Source organism: Citrobacter sp. Cpo142 (assembly GCF_030332425.1).
In the GTDB taxonomy this organism is placed as follows: Bacteria; Pseudomonadota; Gammaproteobacteria; order Enterobacterales; family Enterobacteriaceae; genus Citrobacter; species Citrobacter portucalensis.
This window is the reverse complement of sequence record NZ_JAOWHW010000014.1, coordinates 1-919: the sequence shown is the minus strand read 5'-3', so window position 1 is coordinate 919 and position 919 is coordinate 1. Positions and strand designations below refer to the sequence as shown.

The 919-nt window shown below is 52.1% G+C and carries 1 pseudogene; it reads left to right on the top strand.

Annotation, left to right across the window (positions count from 1 at the left end):
- Positions 1 to 919: pseudogene (gene caa / locus OGY18_RS00085) on the top strand (pore-forming bacteriocin colicin A); the annotation flags it as partial.

Sequence of the window (919 nt, the reverse complement as noted above, 5' to 3'; positions counted from 1 at the left end):
TCCCTGGTCAATAATCCTGTTTCGCCGGCAGGTCAGAATGGCGGGAAGTCTCCTGTTCAGACTGCTGTGGAAAATTATCTGATGGTACAGTCAGGAAACCTGCCACCGGGCTACTGGCTCAGTAATGGCAAGGTTATGACGGAGGTTCGTGAGGAACGTACTTCTGGCGGCGGTGGGAAAAACGGGAACGAGCGAACCTGGACTGTGAAAGTTCCCCGGGAAGTACCTCAGCTTACGGCATCCTATAACGAGGGGATGAGAATCCGACAGGAGGCAGCTGACCGTGCCAGAGCGGAAGCAAATGCCCGCGCTCTGGCTGAAGAGGAAGCCCGTGCCATCGCATCAGGAAAGAGCAAAGCTGAGTTTGATGCAGGTAAGCGGGTGGAGGCCGCACAGGCAGCGATTAATACAGCACAACTCAATGTTAATAACCTCAGCGGCGCTGTCAGTGCTGCAAATCAGGTTATAACTCAGAAACAGGCTGAAATGACGCCCCTGAAAAATGAGCTTGCAGCCGCTAACCAGCGTGTCCAGGAGACGCTTAAATTTATCAATGATCCTATTCGTAGCCGGATTCATTTTAATATGCGAAGTGGCCTGATTCGCGCTCAACATAACGTTGATACTAAACAGAATGAAATTAATGCAGCAGTGGCTAACCGTGATGCTCTGAATAGCCAATTGTCTCAGGCTAATAATATCCTGCAGAATGCCCGGAACGAAAAGAGTGCGGCTGATGCAGCACTTTCAGCTGCCACAGCACAGCGGTTACAGGCAGAAGCCGCACTCAGGGCTGCTGCTGAGGCTGCAGAAAAAGCGCGCCAGCGCCAGGCTGAAGAAGCCGAACGTCAGCGTCAGGCTATGGAAGTTGCGGAAAAAGCCAAAGATGAGCGGGAGCTGCTTGAAAAAACCAGTGAAC